Origin of the sequence: Spirosoma sp. KCTC 42546, assembly GCF_006965485.1 — a bacterium.
Lineage (GTDB): Bacteria > Bacteroidota > Bacteroidia > Cytophagales > Spirosomataceae > Spirosoma.
The window spans coordinates 8,024,475-8,043,219 of the sequence record NZ_CP041360.1 but is presented as its reverse complement, the minus strand read 5'-3'; the positions used below and the strand labels follow the sequence as shown (position 1 = coordinate 8,043,219).

General features: G+C 44.8%; 13 protein-coding genes. 8 read left to right on the top strand and 5 right to left on the bottom strand.

Going from position 1 to position 18,745, the window contains the following annotated elements:
- The first annotated feature begins 44 nt into the window (after positions 1 to 44).
- The 7 genes from EXU85_RS32715 to EXU85_RS32685 all read left to right on the top strand — a co-directional run bounded on the left by EXU85_RS32715 (position 45) and on the right by EXU85_RS32685 (position 8,639).
- Positions 45 to 2,486 (top strand): OmpA family protein, encoded by a 2,442-nt coding sequence (locus EXU85_RS32715; protein ID WP_142776100.1) that lies wholly within the window; start codon positions 45 to 47, stop codon positions 2,484 to 2,486.
- A gap of 460 nt (positions 2,487 to 2,946) precedes the next feature.
- Entirely contained in the window at positions 2,947 to 4,047 is a 1,101-nt protein-coding gene (locus EXU85_RS32710; protein WP_168207909.1) for a papain fold toxin domain-containing protein, read from the top strand.
- Between the two features lie 106 nt (positions 4,048 to 4,153).
- Positions 4,154 to 4,525: a hypothetical protein gene (locus EXU85_RS32705; RefSeq protein WP_142776098.1), complete on the top strand. Its 372-nt coding sequence runs from the start codon at positions 4,154 to 4,156 to the stop codon at positions 4,523 to 4,525.
- A gap of 9 nt (positions 4,526 to 4,534) precedes the next feature.
- A complete protein-coding gene (locus EXU85_RS32700; RefSeq protein ID WP_142776097.1) occupies positions 4,535 to 4,933 on the top strand; it encodes a hypothetical protein in 399 nt (132 codons plus the stop codon).
- A 140-nt stretch (positions 4,934 to 5,073) separates the two neighbouring features.
- Positions 5,074 to 5,880, top strand: coding sequence for a 4-(cytidine 5'-diphospho)-2-C-methyl-D-erythritol kinase (ispE, locus tag EXU85_RS32695; RefSeq protein WP_142776096.1), 807 nt, complete (start codon positions 5,074 to 5,076; stop codon positions 5,878 to 5,880).
- 105 nt (positions 5,881 to 5,985) lie between these two features.
- Complete coding sequence (locus EXU85_RS32690) at positions 5,986 to 6,594, top strand: cytochrome c oxidase subunit 3 (protein WP_142776095.1); 609 nt, start codon at positions 5,986 to 5,988, stop codon at positions 6,592 to 6,594.
- A gap of 71 nt (positions 6,595 to 6,665) precedes the next feature.
- Positions 6,666 to 8,639 carry a M1 family metallopeptidase gene (locus tag EXU85_RS32685; protein WP_142776094.1) on the top strand — a complete coding sequence of 658 codons (1,974 nt, stop codon included), beginning with the start codon at positions 6,666 to 6,668 and terminating at the stop codon, positions 8,637 to 8,639.
- 100 nt (positions 8,640 to 8,739) lie between these two features.
- Here the strand turns inward: EXU85_RS32685 and EXU85_RS32680 are convergent, their stop codons facing one another.
- From EXU85_RS32680 to secA, 5 genes are all read right to left on the bottom strand, one after another.
- On the bottom strand, positions 8,740 to 9,678 hold the full coding sequence (locus EXU85_RS32680; RefSeq protein ID WP_142776093.1) for a 3-oxoacyl-ACP synthase III family protein: 939 nt from the start codon (positions 9,676 to 9,678) through the stop codon (positions 8,740 to 8,742).
- 144 nt (positions 9,679 to 9,822) lie between these two features.
- Complete coding sequence (locus EXU85_RS32675) at positions 9,823 to 10,947, bottom strand: glycosyltransferase (protein WP_142776092.1); 1,125 nt, start codon at positions 10,945 to 10,947, stop codon at positions 9,823 to 9,825.
- A 40-nt stretch (positions 10,948 to 10,987) separates the two neighbouring features.
- Entirely contained in the window at positions 10,988 to 12,079 is a 1,092-nt protein-coding gene (locus EXU85_RS32670) for a hypothetical protein (RefSeq protein WP_142776091.1), read from the bottom strand.
- Positions 12,079 to 12,660 (bottom strand): Uma2 family endonuclease, encoded by a 582-nt coding sequence (locus EXU85_RS32665; protein WP_142776090.1) that lies wholly within the window; start codon positions 12,658 to 12,660, stop codon positions 12,079 to 12,081. The genes EXU85_RS32670 and EXU85_RS32665 overlap by 1 nt, the downstream gene beginning before the upstream one ends.
- 78 nt (positions 12,661 to 12,738) lie before the next feature.
- Complete coding sequence (secA, locus tag EXU85_RS32660; RefSeq protein WP_142776089.1) at positions 12,739 to 16,134, bottom strand: preprotein translocase subunit SecA; 3,396 nt, start codon at positions 16,132 to 16,134, stop codon at positions 12,739 to 12,741.
- Positions 16,135 to 16,344: 210 nt separating this feature from the next.
- On the opposite strand from secA, the gene EXU85_RS32655 reads away from it, so the two are divergent.
- Positions 16,345 to 18,738 carry an SLBB domain-containing protein gene (locus EXU85_RS32655; RefSeq protein ID WP_142776088.1) on the top strand — a complete coding sequence of 798 codons (2,394 nt, stop codon included), beginning with the start codon at positions 16,345 to 16,347 and terminating at the stop codon, positions 18,736 to 18,738.
- Positions 18,739 to 18,745: the final 7 nt, after the last annotated feature.

Below are 18,745 nucleotides of genomic sequence, written 5' to 3'. Positions count from 1 at the left end.
AATGGGAGTAAAACGATTGATCGTAGGGTCTAAGTAGGACACCAATGAGTAAGAATTGGATAACGTGGATTTTGGGAGGATTTCTGTGGCTGGGCTCGATAACGGCTTGGGCACAGACCGATTCTCTGTTGCAGCAGGCTGACCGTTTGCTCAACTATAAAGCGTATGGACGAGCAATAGAAGCTTACTCGCAAATCTTAACCGAGCAGGCGGATCAGCTCACGCCTACACAGAAATCAACAGCTCAAAGCCGTATAGCGTATGCCTACAAGCAGGTTGGTGATGGGCAAAAAGCGGAGCGTTATTATCGGGAAGCACTGGCTAATGGTGCTAATGAAGATCCACAACAGGTACTACAGTTTGCGCAGACACTAGTGGGTAATGGTAAATTTCAGGAAGGTCAGAAGCAATTTGAACGCTATACACAACTAAAGGATAAACAGCCTACCCGACAATCCATCACTCCGCCACCGGGAACGAATAAGGCGGGTAGCCGAAAAGAAGCGGTAAAATATCGGTTAGAATATCTGGCGTTTAATACATCTGGAGAAGAGTTTAGTCCAGCCTTTTACCAGGACGGGCTCGTGTATGTGGCCGGGAAAAAAGGTGGCTCGGCTATTGAAACAACCGGCAGTGGGGGAGGATCAGGTTATCTGGATCTGCTGTACATACCCAACCGAAATAACCTGAAAGCAGCTAGTATCATTAATGCGGATGGTAGCACCAGTAAAGCTTCTAATGAACGGGCTAAAACCGATCGACAGACTGATAATAGCAACTATGGACGCCAAACGGCTAATGACTCGCCAACGGTTCCAAATTTTAGTGAAGGAATTAACATCTCATCGGGACTAGGCTACGAAGTGAGTCCCCAGAATGCGTCGAAACGATTTAGTCGTACACTTAATACGAAATATCACGAAGGTCCAGCCACATTCTCACAGGATGGCTCACAAATTATTTTTACCCGTAATAATTACAACAATGGTCGGGCAAATAAGAGTACAGAAGGGGTAAACAAGCTTAAACTCTACACGGCGATCCAGCAAAACGGTGCCTGGACAGATATTGTTGAGCTACCTTTCAATAGTGATGAATATTCGGTTGGTCATCCTGCGCTGAGCCACGATGATGCTTTACTCTATTTCGCATCGGATATGCCCGGTGGCTTTGGGGGTACTGATCTATACGTTACCCGTTTTCAGGATGGGCGATGGAGTCGCCCGGTCAATCTGGGGAGTACGATTAACACAAAAGGCAACGAATTATTTCCCTTTGTCGATGAAGGCGGTAACCTGTATTTCTCGACGGATGGCCATAAGGGTCTGGGTGGATTAGATGTGTTTTTTGCAACCTTAAGCCAGGGCATCACCGTTCAATCGGTGGAGCATCTCGACGCGCCAATTAACTCCCCGCAGGATGATTTTGGGTTGATTACAGATGCGAACCGTCAGGGAGGTTATTTTAGTAGTAACCGGCGGGATGGCAATGATGATATTTACCGATTTGTGCGGGAAAGTTCACTATATGGTTGTCGCGATCTGGTCATCCGACTGTACGATACACATACCGAACAGCCTCTGGATAGTGTTAACGTATTGGTTAAATCACGGGGAGAGGGTCGTCCAGATAAAACCCTGACCAGTGACCAGAACGGGTACGTCAGAATTTGCCTGGAAGGAACGAATGACTTTATTTTCCAGGCCAGTCGCGACGGCTACATTAACAGTACGGTAGGCTTTACAAACCGCGCTATAACAGACGATCAACCCAGTCGACTTGAGATTGGCCTGATAAAGCCAACGGTTATTATGGATACGATTCCGGCGGTAAATACCAACGTTGCGCTAACCCGTTCGCGGGTTCGTGGAGTGGTGGTGAGTGAACGGGATCACCGCCCAATTGAGGGAGTAACGGTCAAACTCCGTAATGAATGCGACCGCACCCAGCTTGAGTACGTAACCGGACCCGATGGGCGCTATACATTCGATATCAATGAGGGCTGCGATTATACATTAGTAGCCTCGAAGCCTGCATTTGGCACGAACACCAATAAAATAAAGCGGTTACCTAAAAAGGCCAAACCTAAAGAGCTGTCCGCTGATTTGAAGATGCTCAGTGTGGGGGATGTAGTAACGATCGACAATATTTACTATGACCTTGACCAGTCCAGCCTTCGGCCCGATGCTTCGCGCGAGTTAGATAAAGTCGTAGCAACCATGCGCAAGTACCCAACGCTGATTATCGAAATTCGCTCCCATACCGATAGCCGGGGTGAAGCTGAACGCAACAAAGTGCTGTCCTTGCAACGTGCCAAAGCAGTGGCTAACTACTTAGTATCGAAAGGAATCAGCCGTCGGCGTATGGCCACCCTGGGCATGGGCGAGTCGCAATTAGTGAACAACTGTACTGATGGCGTGATTTGTACCGAAGCGGAGCACCAGCGTAACCGCCGAACGGAATTTAAAGTTGTGGCGATAAAGTAAAGTTGTGGCTATAAAGTAAATCTGTCCACATCTTACATCTCAATCATCTTTAAAGAGATGTATTAGCCTGTCTTTGTATTATATATTATATTATTTCATGGGGCACTAGCCACTCGGTTACGGTATTCGATAAGAAAGCCCTGATTCTAAAAATAATCGAACGAACAGTCCGATTAAATTAACCCTTCCATATAATTGTCGTTGTGTAACGTGAGGTTGCACCACCTTCGATTCTGAAGTTTCCCCGCTCTTTCTATGTAAATAGAACGAAAAATTCGCTCAGTGTTTAGAAATTCGACAAAAAGATTGTGACGAGACTGTAAACCATTCGTCCAACGCTGATAAAAAAACGGATACAAATTTTATTCACTAAATGTGCTTTATTTACTATCCAATCTATCGAATAAAGCAAGTATCTGATCGTAAGCTTAACTACACTAATTTCTTAATCATTGAAATCATGAGAGTAAACAACTTTATTCCAAGGTGTTTTACCATTCTCACCCTTCTATTTCTATTTTCATGTCAGAAAAGTTTTGACATAGTCGATTCGCTTCGGGAGAATAAATCAGAAGAATTATCTATAGAAAATGCTCAACAGTGGTTTGTTGAAAAACATACTAGTGCAAATTCTCGCCAAAGCTCAGAGAATGCTAAAACACCAAACTGGAATCGGGCTCTGTATCTGGATTTTGAATTTGGCGAAGCAGTGGTTACACCGTTGATCTATCAGCAAAACTATTCAGTATCTTTTATAAAAAATAAGAACACCAGTAAGCAGAGTCCCAAAGCAACAATGTCATTAAATTCGTTAAACTATCTTTTAGTTTACAAGGATAAAGATAACAAGTATGTAGAGGAAATAGTGAGTATTATTCCAGAAGAAGAATATGTATTCCAATCAAACTACATGAAGAAAAATGTTTCTTTTAGTGGAATCATACAAGTAAAAGACTGGGAGGGAAACATAGCCAAAGGATATATTTATGATAATAATAAACTTATAGGTAAGATAACTGATACCAAGAATGCAAGGTTATTATTAGATTGTTACGAAACATCTTATTATTCATGTCCATCTGAAAACTTATCGTCAAGCGGTGAAGTCATGAATTACCAAGGTTGTAATTTTTTGTATTCTTCAACAAGTTGTTTTGCAAGTTCAGGTTCAAGTGATGGTAATGGCTATTCAAGTATTGTAGGATTTAATGCAGCAGAATCACCCGTTGAAAAAGCAAGAAAGCTGGCCGCTAAAGTACCACAAGCATACAAGCAAAATTTGCAATGCGTACCATTTGCCAATGCTTTGAAAAAGACTATGCAAATGAACAATATTAGTGGGAAACTGTTGGAAGTTAGAACCACCGTTCCAAATCAAAATATTATGAGTGATTTATATCAATCTGGTAATGTGCCAATTGCAACGAATGGTTATCATCAGGCCATACAAGTAGGCGATACAGTATTTGATAATTTAAATTCAGGTGGAGTTGACTACAATTCATGGCGTGGCGCTTTGGCAGCCCCTAGTACCTTAGTCGTGACGTCTTCGGATTTCTGAAATTTATTAAAATAGCCAAACAGCCACGAATAGATTCTACTGCTGTTTGGCTATTTTAATACTTATAAATTTTACTTATCTACATTCTTGTAAACTTTTGTTGAGTATGGAAATCAATAAAATAGATAGCATTTATAATTTCCTTCGTTCTGAGGAATTTAGAAGGAGACCGGCTATGTTTATCGGAAAAATTTCAATTTTTGAGCTTAGAGCTTATACAGATGGCTATAGAATGTCCTTATTGATACACAACATTGAGGAGGATAACAATATTTTTAATAGTAATGCCTTTGGTGATTTTGTTGCAGAACGTTATAATAGACCGGCGCAAGCAGGATGGGATAAAAATATTTGGTCTGAGAATTATGGTGATGAATATCAGTCATTTAGAGATTTTTTTCGCCTTTTTGATGAATTTTTCGGAGAAAAGAAAGAAGATACGTACTACGAAAATCTTTTGGCTCCATATAGAAAATAAAATAAACAAATGAAAGAAACGAACACGCTTTACGAACTTCTGCGTTCTGAGGAATTCAGAAGAAGACCTGCTATGTTTATTGGTAAACTGTCTATACTTCAATTGGCTTCGTATATTAATGGTTATAGAAAAGGATTATCAATGCATAGCATTATAGAAAACAATAGCTTCGATGAAACTGCTTTTAGTGATTTGGTAGCAAAGTACTATGATAGACCTGTACCAGCGCAAGCAGGTTGGGCACTTACTATTTGGGCTGAAAACTATGCTGATGAAACTCAATCATTTATGATGTTTTTTTTGCTCTTTGATGAGCTTATCGGAGAAGTGAAAGAGCATAGTTTTTACTATAATCTTTCCTTATTATATCAAGATCGGCTTAAGCAAGAGGAAATTATATTTGATTAAGTCGTTTTGCAAAGATTCCTCGGGCCTTGTCCACTATGTGCTTTTTATAGGCTATTTCTTTTATGAATTAACGAATAAAGTTAAATTTGATGACCGGGTTGCCGGAGCGATGTTTCTCTATTTCGCATCATTCATCATTAATGCTTACATTCCCTTCCTGCAAAATCAACCTCGGCTTACGGATCACTGAAAAGCGGTCTGACGGCTTTCATAACCTGCAATCGTGCTTTTATCCCGTTAGTTGGGGTGATGTGCTGGAAATAATTCCGGCTGATAAATTTAGCTTTAGTAGTAGCGGTTTACTCATTCCCGGCGATCTCCAGGGCAATCTTTGTGTTCGGGCTTATTCACTATTGAAAGCCGACGTTGATCTTCCACCTGTTCAAATGCACCTCCATAAACTTGTACCGATTGGGGCTGGACTAGGTGGAGGTTCCGCTGATGCAGCTTTTGTATTGAGATCACTTAATGAACAATTTGGGTTGGGGCTGAGTGTTTCCCAATTGGAAGATTATGCCCGTCAGCTTGGCAGTGACTGCGCTTTTTTTATCCAGAATCGGCCGTTGTATTGTGTAGAAAAAGGCGATGTATTTTCGGAGATTCCGCTTGACCTGACGGGCTACCATATCGTGCTCGTTTACCCAAATCTGGCTATTTCCACCGCCGAGGCCTACGCTGGTGTTCGACCTCGCCAACCTGAAATCTCGTTGTCCGAGCAATTACAAATGCCGATTGATAGCTGGCGCGATACGGTGCATAATGATTTTGAAGATAGCCTGTTTCCCCGATATCCGGTTTTGGCTCAGATTAAGCAGCAGCTTTATGAGGCTGGAGCTGTATACGCTAGCATGAGCGGTTCGGGATCAACGGTGTACGGAATTTTCAATACCCCTATTGTTACCCCAAACCAATTTTCGGCCTACCGCGTTTGGAAAGGAGAATTATAAAAAAAGTTTGTAGTTTGTGGTTCGTAGTGTATGTCGGACTACTAAGCCTGAAACGGGCAGCCTTGTGGAACTACCAACAGCGCATTACCAATTATTAAGCACTCTATGAGCAATTTCGTGACCAAACGGCGAGAGCCGTTCCGTTTTATGGTCTGGATGGGTATTGCCAGTAGTGTAATGATTTTCACGATGTTGTTGGTGGCCTATGTAGTTCGTCGGACTGGATCAGGGTGGGCCACAATAAAGCTGCCTACTGTCTTTTTAATCAGTACCGTCGTGATCATGCTGAGCAGCTTTACACTCAACAATGCCACATTGGCATTCCGGCACGAACGCTTCGCAAGCTACCGAACTAATTTAGCCACTACACTTGGATTGGGGATTCTCTTTATGCTATTACAAGGCTGGGGTTGGCGGCAAATGGTCCTGGCTGGTATTGGACTAAAGAGCAACCCGGCAGGCGGATTCATCTACATTATATCCGGAATTCATTTGCTTCACATTCTGGTTGGTCTAATTTTCCTTGGGATTATTTTGGGAGAAGCCCTACTCCGCCGACCCTATATCGACTCATTTGTATATAGCGTAAATCCACCAAACCGGCTTAAAATCAAACTAATTACGCTTTATTGGCATTTTGTCGACATCCTTTGGATCGGCTTATTTCTTTTCCTGCTTGTTCATCATGGCATCAATTGGCACCTGTCTTTATAGCAACTAGCTGATTTTAGGGCTTTATCGCGTTATTTGTAGTAAATAATACAGTTGTTACGTACCAGAACTTCATGAAAAGAATCATTCTCTGGGCTGGATTGTGGTTGCTAAGCTTACCATCCTTCGCTCAAACGTCTTCATCAACACCCGCGCCGGGTTCAAAATATGACCCTCTTGCGCTATTCCACCCGTTATTTAACATGCAGCCTGGGAATGACTATCGTACCGGTAGTGGTGCACCTGGGCCTAATTACTGGCAGAATCGGTCAGATTATCAGATCAACGTTACGCTCGATGATCAGAAAAATACCATTACGGGCGAAGTGACGATTACCTACAAAAATAACTCCCCCGAGGCCCTAGCCTACTTGTGGCTTCAATTGGATCAGAATGCCTTTAGCGATACCTCACGGGCGGCTAAAACGACACCTGTTTCGGGTGGCCGATTTGGGAATCTGGGCTTTGCGGGTGGACTGACTATCTCAAGCGTAACCGTCGATGAGGGCAAGGGCAAGTTTGTGGCAACTCCTTACGAAATTACGGATACCCGTATGCAGGTGCGCCTGGCCGAACCCGTAAAACCAAAGGGTGACGTTGTAAAAGTCAAAGTGGCCTATAGCTTCAAAATTCCAGAATACGGCTCCGACCGGATGGGTCAGCTTCAGCGTAAGGATGGAATAATCTATGAGATTGCCCAATGGTACCCACGTATGTGTGTATATGATGACATCGAAGGCTGGAACGTGCTTCCTTATCTGGGTGCAGGTGAGTTCTACCTCGACTACGGCGATTATGAATACACCGTTACGGCTCCCTGGGATCATATTGTGGTAGGTTCCGGTGAATTACTGAATCCAAACGACGTGCTGACTGCCGAACAGATTAAACGACTGGATCAGGCCCGTAAAAGTGATCAAACCGTAATTATTCGGGGAAAAGATGAGGTGACGAATGCGAATAGCCGCCCGAAAAAGTCTGGTACACTGACCTGGAAATTCCGTTGCCTGAATACGCGCGACGTAGCCTGGGCTTCGTCACGCGCCTTTGTATGGGATGCTGCCAAAATGAATCTGCCAAGTGGTAAAGCGGCCCTCGCCCAATCAGTTTACCCAGCCGAAAGTGCAACCAATGATTCCTGGAATCGCTCAACGGAGTACGTGAAAGGGTGCGTTGAGTACTATTCAAAATACCTGTATGAATTCAGCTACCCTGTAGCGACGAATGTGGCGGGTATAGTGGGTGGTATGGAGTATCCCGGAATTATTTTCTGTGATCATAAAGACAAGAAAGATGCACTTTGGGGAGTAACAGACCACGAGTTTGGCCATAACTGGTTCCCGATGATTGTGGGAAACAACGAGCGTAAGTTTCCCTGGATGGACGAAGGTTTCAATACCTTTATCAATACTCTTTCGACGGCTAATTTCAATAAGGGCGAATACAACCGCGAGCGCGGCACGATGCACGATCTGGCACCCGCCTTATTCTACCCTGCCGAGCCAATCATGACCATCCCTGATGTTCAGCAGGCAAGGGCTTTGGGTATTCTGGCCTATTACAAGCCAGGTATGGGGCTGAAACTTCTACGTGATGTAATTCTCGGTCCTGATCGCTTCGACTTTGCCTTCCGAAATTACGTAAATCGCTGGGCGTTCAAACACCCGACTCCCTATGATTTCTTCCGCAGCATTGAAGATGGCGCTGGTGAAGATTTAGGCTGGTTCTGGCGAGGATTCTTCTACGAGACCTGGAAACTAGACCAAAGCGTTAAAGAAGTGAAATACGTTGACGGCGCGGCTGATAAAGGATCACTGATCTCGATTGAAAACCTCGAAAAAATGGCCATGCCCGTTACAATTGAAGTGACGGAATCTAACGGTAAGAAAGGTCGTGTGAATCTGCCTGTAGAAGTCTGGCAGCGGGGTGGTTCCTGGACGTTTAAATACAATTCGACCTCACCCCTGAAAACAGTTGTTATTGACCCCGACGAAAAACTGCCGGATGTCAATGAAAAGAACAACGTTTGGCGGGCAGAAGCGCAGTAGGAGAGTATAAATGGAGGAAGGGGAAGAGAAGGAGTAAAGGAAAAAAGGTTGGCGTGAAAAGCTCCTTTTCCCTTTACTCCTTCTCCTCCCCTTCCTCCATTTATACTTCTACCAACATAGCTCCATACGAATAACCGCCCCCGAACACGGTGATGACGATCCGTTGGCCCTTTTGAAATGTATCCCACTTTTCAGACAGTGCGATGGCACAACCGGCACAGCCCGTATTTCCGTAGCGTTGAATATTAGAAATCAGTTTCTCTTCTGGTAAGCCAAGGGTGTTCATTACGTTCCTGGATATCCGTAGATTAGCCTGGTGGGGCAAAATATAATCTACATCGGCCAGGGTCAGGCCGCATCGTTCAAGCACTTGTAGGCTAGCCTTAGGCATGTATTGACAGGCGTTAATAAAGACGTCGCGTCCGTGAGGCATAGTAACACCACCATCGGCAGGTTTCATCATCACACCCGTAGTCGCTTTGGGTGTATGCGCAGCTCCACCTGTCAAGAGGCCTTTAATGGAAAAATCCCCTTCGCTCTGCCGTTCCTTTGTAATCAGTAGGGCTGCTGCACCATCTCCCCATAAATGCCCGGAAATAGTATCCTGTTCATTATAGTAAAGCGTATTATGCTCCGATACGATGACGAGCGCATAACTGGCTTTATTTAAAGCAAAGTAACCTTCAACTACCTCAATTGCATTAAGAAGTGACGAGCAGGCAGATGAAATTGAAACCGCTGGAATATCGGCTATACCGAGATAATGCTGGGCTTCATGAGCAATGGAAACAATTGTATCGTAAGGCGTATAGGTTCCGCCTACAATCAAATCAACTTTGGAGAGATCGGCTTTATCCTGAAGTTGCTTAACAACCTCAATGGTCATGGTATTCGTATTCTCGCCGGGAGCAGCTTTTCGTCGCTCCACAATTCCAGTGCGTTCGATAATCCAGTCGCTGGACAGGCCATTGAGCTGGGTAAAATGTTCGTTGCCAACTACCTGGGTTGGTAGGTAATGGCTTACTGCGTGAATGTACATCAGGCCAAATAAGTTGGGCTATCACTCAGATAACCCTTAATTAATGTCTAAAGTTAAATCCTTCCGGGAAAACGTAGTATTGAACATTGGAACAATACCACAAACTATTCAATATGTCTTGTTTTTGTCCTAATACCAGGCTTGTTAAACACCAGAAAGTATGCGTTCATAAAAAATAAGCAGCTTACGAGCCTCACTAGTCCAGTTGTAAAATTGCTCTACAGCCCTAAAACCCCGCTGACCCATGAGTCGCGCTGCATCTGGATGATCCGCCAGGTAGATGAGTGCTTCTGCAAGTTGAGCTGGCTTATAAGGCGAAACACAGAATCCGCATTGATGACGTTCGACTATATCTTGATACAAAGTAAAATCTGAGGTAATAACAGGTAAACCCAGGGCCATATATTCAAATAACTTGGTAGGGTACGATTCAGGATAGTCACCTACGGGTTTAAGTAATGCTAGCCCCACTGTTGCACCAACGGCCTGTTTGAAAGCGATCCGTTGATCGGTATAGCCATAGAAGTGTATATTATCCTGAACATCACTAAAAAAAGGAAGCGTAGCCAGATCACGTTCAGTAAACCTACGTTGACCGAACAAATGCAGATTGAAATTTGGATAAGTTGTCTTGAGTTGAGCCAGCGCTTCGACAAGCGTATCGAACGCCCGCTCGAAACTGAGCCAGCCAATATAGAAAAACGATGGCTGCGCAAGGTTAGGGCTATAGGGCTGTTGAAATGGTTCAAGAAAGGGAAGTAATGGATAATTGTAGATCACTTCGTGGGGCTTGGCCAGCGTTGTATAGGTATTCAGATAGCCATGTTCAGTAAAAATCAGGTAGAAGTGTTTTCGAGCGAGATGGTCAAACCAAGCGAATACAGTTGTCAGCAAAAAACCATTATTGATGGTTTTAAGATGCATTTTTTTGTGTAGATTTTCCTGTACTTCATAAATGACTTTCGCTCCCAGCAGTTGAAATACATAGGCAAATGGCAGAAATTCGGGTACATACACATGCACAAGTTTCGGGCGTAACCATAGGCATCGAAGTAGAATAAACGGGCAGGTCAACAGAATTCGCCAGATAACACGTCGGAAGTAGGGTAACCGGATAAAATGAATTGCGGGAGCAATAGTAGGATCAGCATTGGGTAGGGCACAAAATACCTCGTATTGTTCAGAAAGGGTCTGGCATTGTTTGAAGACTATTCGCGGGTCTTGCGGTTGGTGAGCAGTACTAACATGCAGAACACGAACTTTTCTCATAAAACACGGCCATAACTGCTGGGGCAATTCTGACTCCTAATCATTTTATTATGCCAAAAGTACGCAGTTCTTCGTCAATCTTTTGATTCCAGCGCTCCTGAGCGGCCTGATTGATACTGTGATTCGTTTCATCGTCGTACTGCGTCTGCATGCGGTTCAGTTCACGGTAGGACTCAATGAATTGGTATTGAGCAATGCTGTTGTAATCTTCCAGGGTCAGACTATCTGGATGAAGCCTGCGTTTAAATCGCTCGACAATAATTTTTGTAATGTCAAAATGGCGCTGCTCGTGATTTAATGCATAAGCCGTTCTGGCATCGGATCGCCCCCAGGATGAAGTTTTCAGCATATACGCTTTTGCATTCAGGTTAAGAATAATAACGCCATCCTTAACCGTGCTTTTACCCTCGTAGGAGAAACTGGTAAAGACTTCGGCAGCATAATGGCTCCCTTTACGCGGTGCAGCCTGGAAATCGGCCCAGGTTAATTTTCGGGTAGGATTGTAGTGTACCGTATCATCATCCGTAATTCGCGTATCATCGATAAAGTTAATTTTGAGGCTCCGGGCTAACTTCTCATTGCGCCCGCTTTCCCGATTCATGTACTCATTTAGGGTCTTTAAGGAAGAAACAAGTGCCTGACGAATAGTTTGTTCAATCACCGATGTCTGATCAATAGGTCGTGTATAATTTGCACTCCCTCTATAATCAGTTAGCTGGGTGCTGGTTTCAGTTCCTGCGTCATCTTTGCCCAATAGTTCAAATGTAACTGCAAAGGTGAATTGACCGGTTACACGAGTACCTTTTGCCGTCTCGCTCACTCGGCACTGGCGGATTCGCATAGCAATAGGGCGCAACTTCTTATTTTGTTTCAGCCCCTGGTTAATAAACTGCTGGAAACTAGCAGCTACCCCTCGCTCTAAGTCAACGGGGTAAACAGGTTGGTTAGGGACCAAAGCTAAGCGGGCAATGGGACCTCCTTCTGTACGTTGATCCGTAACCGTAGCAATGTAAAACTCTTTAGGAGTAAAGGGCAACGATTCAGAGCGCAGCCGAATGGAGGAGCCTGGTTGCTGAAACGATAGAAACAGCAAGCCGATTAATAGCGAAAATAATCGGAGAGAAAAATGCATTAAGCCAACAGACCTATAGTTCGGTCATATACCTTCAGTAACGAAATCGTGAGACTAATCGTACCGATCGTAAAACTTCCGGTAGATTCGGAAACCTGCTCAATGAGCGTCCATAAACCTAGTTCATTTTTTCGCCAGACCTCGATCTCAACTGCCTGTGAGTTAATTAAGATATACTCTTGAAGCGAAGGAATTTTTCGATATCGTTGAAATTTCCGACCTCGGTCATAGTCTTCTGTCCCATCCAATAAAACTTCAATGAGCACGACCGGATTAAGCAGGTTATCGAATTCATCGTCTATTAATTGTGGTTCTCCACACACAATCACAATATCAGGATAGGCAAACAGGGTCGTTTCGGGTAAATGAACGCGCATGTCCGAAGAGAACGATTGACAGTCACTTCCCCGTAATGCAATATAAATTTCACCCGATACATTTTCTTTGATACGATTGTATTGTTTAGATGCACCTGCCATTGGTAAAGTTTCTCCCTGATAATATTCACTTTTTTCAAGGGCAACACGCTCCATGGACAGATACGCTTCCTGCGTAATGAATTGTCGTTGTTCTGCTATCATTACCTTAAAAAATTATCCCTCCAATTTGTATCAGCTAAGATACGAATGGGAGGGATGGGAATCAATGTATTTATCTGGCTAGTCAATCAGCATTGCCTTGCCACTCATCAGGTCGTTTTCTACCGTTTTATACTTGACATCCCGTTTTACGGTGCCATCGACGTACTGCACATTAACACGGGCATTGCGGTCCAGTTTTGCTACGCGTACCGGTGCCTGGCGTTGAGCAGGCATTGGTGGTGCCCCAGCGCCCATCGCGTCATTTTCGGCCATACGACGGGCGTATTCCTCAGGACCAGTAGCCAGGTGATCATCATCGAAGTCTTCAATATTGGTATGAAGCTTCGGTTGTGGCTGCGGACGGCGTTGCGTTGGCGCCTGACGGATTTCCTGCTGTATTTCCTGGGCTTCCTGTGCTGGAATGTCGGCTTTGGTCAGGAAGTTGATGGTATCAAAATTGACCTTGTTGAGGAATCGCTTGAACAATTCTACTGACTCAAACTTGTACACCAGCAAGGGGTCTTTCTGCTCAAACACGGCATTCTGTACCGATTGCTTCAGATCGTCCATTTCGCGCAGGTGTTCCTTCCACTCCTGGTCAATAACGGATAGCGTTACGGCTTTTTCCATTTCCGTCACGATTTCGCGACCACCACTTTCAACAGCCTTTTGCAGATCAGCCACAACCGTTAATTCATGAATACCATCCGAAAATGGTACGACGATGTTTTTAATCTGGTGGCCCTGCTCATTCAGCACCTGGGTTAAAATCGGCAGCGCTTTATCGGCAATGGCGTGATTCTTCGCCTGATAATTGGCTTCTGCTTCGTTATAGAGATGCCGAATCTGATCCGGTTTTTTCTTGGCAGCAAACTCTTGAGCAGTCAGCGTCGGTGAAAGTCCCAGTGTGGTTAACAACTGAAGTTTTACTTCTTCGTAGTTTCCTTCCGAATTGTTGACGGTTTCTTCAACCACATCATACATTGTATTGGCAATGTCGAGTGGCAAACGGTCGCCAAACAACGCATTCCGACGACGTTTATAGATGGCTTCACGCTGATAATTCATGACGTCATCGTATTCAAGCAGCCGTTTCCGAATGCCGAAGTTATTTTCTTCGACTTTCTTCTGGGCCCGTTCGATCGATTTCGTAATCATCGAGTGTTGAATTACCTCGCCCTCTTCGAGACCCATGCGGTCCATCACTTTGGCAATCCGCTCCGACCCGAACAAGCGCATCAGGCTATCTTCAAGTGAAACGAAGAACTGCGATGTCCCTGGGTCACCCTGACGGCCTGCCCGGCCACGCAACTGCCGGTCAACCCGACGTGATTCGTGGCGTTCAGTACCGATAATGGCCAAGCCACCAGCGGCACGTGATTCTGGCGTTAACTTAATATCTGTACCCCGGCCAGCCATGTTGGTTGCAATCGTAACCGTGCCAGGAAAACCTGCGGAGGCTACAATTTCGGCTTCACGCTGGTGATACTTCGCGTTCAGAACCTGGTGCTGTATCTTACGCATGGTCAGAAAACGGCTCAGTAATTCAGAGTTTTCAACCGATGTTGTACCAACGAGTACAGGGCGTCCTTTCTCAACCAAGCTGGCGATTTCGTCAACTACTGCGTTGTATTTTTCGCGCACTGAGCGATATACTTTGTCTTCTTCGTCGGCCCGGCTAATAGCCCGGTTCGTTGGAATGACGACAACGTCCATTTTGTAAATCTGCCAGAATTCAGATGCTTCCGTCTCAGCTGTACCCGTCATACCAGCCCGCTTGTGATACATACGGAAGTAGTTTTGGAGCGTAACCGTGGCATAGGTTTGTGTGGCATCTTCAACCTTCACATTTTCCTTGGCTTCAACGGCCTGGTGCAATCCGTCCGACCAACGCCGGCCTTCCATAATCCTGCCTGTTTGCTCATCAACAATTTTCACCTTACCGTCCATAATGACGTACTCGGTGTCTTTCTCGAACAACGTGAATGCTTTCAGTAATTGGTTAACCGTATTGATCCGTTGCGTTTTAACGGCGTAGTCACGGATAACGGCTTCTTTATGGAGAATTTTCTCCTGCTCCGAAAATTCCGCGTCTTTTTCAATGACGTTGAGGTCGATTGACAGATCCGGGAGAATGAAGAAGTTAGGATCTTCGCCCGAGCCGGTAATATAGTCGATGCCTTTTTCGGTTAAATCGATACCATTATGGCGCTCATCAATGGTAAAATAGAGCGGGGCATCCGCTTCGGGCATCAGTTTCTGGTTTTCAGCCAGATAAATCGATTCTGTTTTTTGAAGTAATGCTTTGTTACCTGTTTCCGACAGAAACTTAATAAGGGGCTTATGTTTGGGTAGACCGCGATGTGCCCTAAACAAAGACAGGCCACCTTCTTTTTCATCACCAGCCGCAATTTTCTTTTTGGCATCGTTCAGGAAATCGTACACTAACTTACGTTGTGCTTCCACCACGCGTGCCACACGGGGTTTCAATTCGATATAATCCTGCTCATCGCCACGAGGTACAGGACCGCTAATGATCAGCGGGGTACGGGCATCATCAATCAGGACTGAGTCAACCTCATCCACCATGGCATAATGGTGTTTCCGCTGAACCAGTTCGCTTGGTTCACGGGCCATGTTATCGCGGAGGTAATCAAAACCGAACTCGTTATTAGTACCATAGGTAATATCGGCGAGATAGGCGTTTTTCCGCTGGTCAGAATTAGGCTGATGCTTGTCGATACAATCTACCCGAAGGCCATGAAACTCAAACAGAGGTGCCATCCATTCGGAGTCACGCTTGGCCAGGTAATCATTGACCGTTACAATATGCACACCTCGCCCCGCCAGACCATTCAGGAAGGCTGGGAAAGTAGCCACGAGGGTTTTACCCTCACCCGTGGCCATTTCGGCAATTTTGCCCTGGTGCAATACAACGCCCCCAATAATCTGAACATCGTAGTGAACCATGTCCCACTTAACCTGGGTTCCGGCGGCATCCCAACGGTTAGCCCAATGAGCCTGTTCGCCATCAATCGTAATGTGTTTCTTGCGGGAGGCAATTTCACGATCAACGTTTGTAGCAGTTACTGTTAACTGGTCATTTTCGGTAAACCGGCGAGCCGTTTCTTTTACAACCGCGAAAGCACGAGGTAAAATATCGAGAAGGACACGCTCTAACTCTGTATTGCGATCGGCCTCTAGTTTGTCGATCTGATTGAAGAGGTGTTCTTTCTCGTTGACATCTACATCAGGGTGACTAGCCTGTTCGCTCAACTCAGCGATCTGGTTATCAATATCGGCCAACTCATCCGCAATCTGCGCTTTAAGCGAGGCCGAAACCTGCCGCAATTCATCGTTAGATAAATCGGTTAATCGGACAAATTCGGTGTTGACTTTTTCGACATAAGGGAGGAGTTCTTTGATGTCCCGTTGCGATTTGGTCCCGAAAAATTTAGCTATGAGATTAATCATTTCTTTTTAGTCATTAGTCACCAGTCAATCGTATCGGAATCTCCAGGTTTACCATTGACTACTGACTGTTTTGCCTACAAATTTAGTGCATTACAGCGGGACTACAAGGTAAATGCCTGCCCGCCAGCGATGCCTTATTATAAGGGAACGGAGTTTTGAAAGGAATCTATTACTTTTGCAGTTCAAATTTTGGCCCAATCGCCAGTGTTCATGCGTACTAAGGACAAATTGTCACACTTTATCCCCCGTATTCGATCCTATCAAGCTGTTTTCCTGCTATTATTACTGACAGGGTCATATCAGGCATCAGCTCAGACGACACCTCGTTCTCGGGTGGATCAATTGAGCGACGAAGACGTTCAGAACTTTTATCAACGGGCCCAGGCCAGTGGTCTGAGTGAAGCACAGATCGAGCAGGCAGCTATGTCGCAGGGATACACACTGGATGATATTGCTAAAATGCGTAAGCGGATTACTGCACTACGTTCACAAGCCTCTCGCCCCTCAAGCCAGACTTCGATTGATAAGCAAACAGGCAGAACATTGCCTTCTGATCTTTCCCGAAGAACGGACTCGACGACTATGCGTCGAGATACGAGTAAGAAACTTCGGGTTTTTGGGGCATCTTTATTTGAGAATGCCAATCTGTCATTTGAGCCTAACTTACGCATTGCTACTCCGCGTAACTATGTGGTAGGTCCGGATGATGAAATTAAAATCGATATTTCCGGGGCATCCACCGGTGACTTTAACTTGAAAGTAAGCCCTGATGGAACCGTAAAAATCCCTGATTTGGCCCCTATTTTTGTTAGTGGTCTTACCATTGAACAGGCAGAGCAGCGCATTATTGATCGCTTACGAAAGGGTGGTTACCAGGGCCTGGGTGCCGCCGGTAGTGGTACAAGTGCCAATATAGCCTTAACCAATATTCGAAGTATTCGTGTTACACTAGTCGGGGAAGTAGTCCGTCCAGGAACCTACACCATTTCTTCCCTTGGGTCTGCCTTCAATGTTCTGTATCTGGCTGGAGGCCCAAATCCAGAAACGGGGTCATTCCGAAAAATCAGCGTAATTAGAGGCAATCGGGTAATCCGTACTATCGATCTATACGATTTTATCCTTCGAGCAGACCAGCGCGATAACATTCAGTTGCGTGATCAGGATGTGATCCGTGTAGCGGACTACGAAACGCATGTTGAGTTGACCGGACAGGTTCGACGACCAGCTATTTTTGAAGTATTACCCGGCGAAACGTTGAAAACGGTGTTGGGTTTTGCAGGCGGTTTTGCTGACGATGCTTATCGGGCTTCAATCACCCTTCGGCGAAATACGAGCCGTGAACGGCGTATTGTAACCATTACAGAAGAGCAAATAGCAAGTTTTGTACCCCAGCGAGGAGACAAATATGAAGTAGGAAAAATACTCGAACGTTATGAAAACCGCGTTCAGGTAGCGGGAGCGGTCATGCGTCCCGGCGATTACTCCCTCGAACCTGGATTAGAGACTGTTCGTCAACTCATAAGTAGGGCCGATGGTCTCCGCAAAGACGCATTTACCAATCGGGCATCCATTATCCGTGAACGTCCCGACATGGATAAAGAGAACCTATCCTTTGATTTAGGTAAATTGATGCGGAATGAAATTGCTGATATTCCACTGATGCGGCAGGATAGCCTGACCGTTTTATCAATTCGTGATCTTCGCGAAGAGTATTACGTTACTATTGAAGGGGCTGTCAACCACCCTGATACAGTTGATTTCGTTACCAATATGAGCGTAGCAGATCTGATTGCGCAGGCGGGGGGATTCCAGGAGGGAGCTAAGCCAAACCTAATAGAAGTATCTCGACGAATTCGTCAGGATTCATCGGGTATGCGGACTACTAAACTGGAAATATATCGATTTGCAATTGATCGAAATCTACAAATTACATCGGTTAAACGTGATTCAGGTAGTGCTGATGAGTTTCGACTTCAACCGTTTGATATTGTGTATGTTCGTACATCGCCAAATTATACAACTCAGCAACAGGTGTATATTTATGGGGAGATTATGCAACCTGGCAATTACTCTATTTTTAGTCGGGAAGAGCGTATCAGCGATCTCATTAAGCGAGCCGGAGGATTGAAGCCGCAAGCCTACATATTGGGTGCTCAGTTCAAACGAAAAGGCGATATAATTGCCAATGACCTAAGTGAAATTTTAACTAATTCTGGATCTGAAGAGAACTTATTGCTTCATGACGAGGACACGTTATATATTCCTCAACGGCCAGAGATTGTTACCGTACAGGGTGGTGTATTAAATCCATCATCTGTTAGTTATAAGTTAGAATATAAATTTGATGACTATATCAGTGAAGCGGGGGGATTTACAGATAATTCCCGAAAAAGTAAGGCGTATGTGGTGTATCCGAATGGGCGAAAAGATCGGACACATCAGTTTTTGTTTTTTTTATCCCGACCTAAAGTTTACCCTGGCTCAACAGTAGTAGTCCCTTTTAAGCCTCTGGATAATAATAGATTGAGTACAGCAGAACGGCTTGGAATTCTTTCTTTGTTAGCTACCGTATCTATTGCACTTGTTAATATTCTTCTTCGTTAATTATTAC

Coding starts and splice junctions, on each gene's coding strand:
- EXU85_RS32715 (WP_142776100.1), top strand. CDS start 45: ATGAGTAAGAATTGGATAACGTGGATTTTGGGAGGATTTCTGTGGCTG.
- EXU85_RS32710 (WP_168207909.1), top strand. CDS start 2,947: ATGAGAGTAAACAACTTTATTCCAAGGTGTTTTACCATTCTCACCCTT.
- EXU85_RS32705 (WP_142776098.1), top strand. CDS start 4,154: ATGGAAATCAATAAAATAGATAGCATTTATAATTTCCTTCGTTCTGAG.
- EXU85_RS32700 (WP_142776097.1), top strand. CDS start 4,535: ATGAAAGAAACGAACACGCTTTACGAACTTCTGCGTTCTGAGGAATTC.
- ispE (WP_142776096.1), top strand. CDS start 5,074: ATGCTTACATTCCCTTCCTGCAAAATCAACCTCGGCTTACGGATCACT.
- EXU85_RS32690 (WP_142776095.1), top strand. CDS start 5,986: ATGAGCAATTTCGTGACCAAACGGCGAGAGCCGTTCCGTTTTATGGTC.
- EXU85_RS32685 (WP_142776094.1), top strand. CDS start 6,666: ATGAAAAGAATCATTCTCTGGGCTGGATTGTGGTTGCTAAGCTTACCA.
- EXU85_RS32680 (WP_142776093.1), bottom strand. CDS start 9,678: ATGTACATTCACGCAGTAAGCCATTACCTACCAACCCAGGTAGTTGGC.
- EXU85_RS32675 (WP_142776092.1), bottom strand. CDS start 10,947: ATGAGAAAAGTTCGTGTTCTGCATGTTAGTACTGCTCACCAACCGCAA.
- EXU85_RS32670 (WP_142776091.1), bottom strand. CDS start 12,079: ATGCATTTTTCTCTCCGATTATTTTCGCTATTAATCGGCTTGCTGTTT.
- EXU85_RS32665 (WP_142776090.1), bottom strand. CDS start 12,660: ATGATAGCAGAACAACGACAATTCATTACGCAGGAAGCGTATCTGTCC.
- secA (WP_142776089.1), bottom strand. CDS start 16,134: ATGATTAATCTCATAGCTAAATTTTTCGGGACCAAATCGCAACGGGAC.
- EXU85_RS32655 (WP_142776088.1), top strand. CDS start 16,345: ATGCGTACTAAGGACAAATTGTCACACTTTATCCCCCGTATTCGATCC.